Annotated in this window: 1 pseudogene; it reads right to left on the reverse strand. The window is 57.4% G+C overall.

Annotated elements, in window-relative coordinates:
- Positions 1–127: 127 nt before the first annotated feature.
- A pseudogene (locus GIW79_RS29580) lies at positions 128–478 on the reverse strand (Y-family DNA polymerase); the annotation flags it as partial.
- Positions 479–606: the final 128 nt, after the last annotated feature.

The following is a 606-nucleotide window of genomic DNA, read 5'->3' on the forward strand; positions in this document are numbered from 1 at the left end:
GACGCCGGGCACCTCAGACTAACAATGCCACCCCTGCGTCGCTGCGCTCCGACTGCCTGTCCGAATGATCGTGGAACAGGTGTCCGGATCAGCGTGGGCTGAGTGTCCGAATGGCGTGGAATCCGCACCATACATCGCTTACGTCGCAGACCTTTAACAGTTTGTCCCGGCGAACTGAGTCAGTGATGTCTACGACACCACCGGTTTGGCGTTGCCAACGCTTTGCTGCATGGTTTGCGAGCTTGGCCAGGGTCTTGGTTCCGGCGATACCTACCCCCACAGGAATGCCCGTGTAACGAAGCACCTTGGAGCGTATTTGCCGTCCCAACCGCTCCAATGGCAAAGTCATTCCACCTAGGTCACAAAATGCTTCATCGATGCTGTAGGCCGTAGAATTTACGACCAGGCTGTCGATAACAGTCATCACCCGTTGGCTCAAATCACCGTAGAGGGCGTAGTTACTAGAGAAGGCCACAATCCTGCGGATTCCACGGTCATCTGGCCACCCATTCCATGAGCATCTGACCACCGATTCCACGGTGATCCGGCCACCCATTCCACGCGCATCCGGCCACTGATTCCACGGCCATCCGGCCACCCAACCGG

The organism is Pseudomonas sp. PA-7-1E (assembly GCF_021605325.1).
Classification (GTDB): domain Bacteria; phylum Pseudomonadota; class Gammaproteobacteria; order Pseudomonadales; family Pseudomonadaceae; genus Aquipseudomonas; species Aquipseudomonas fluorescens_BV.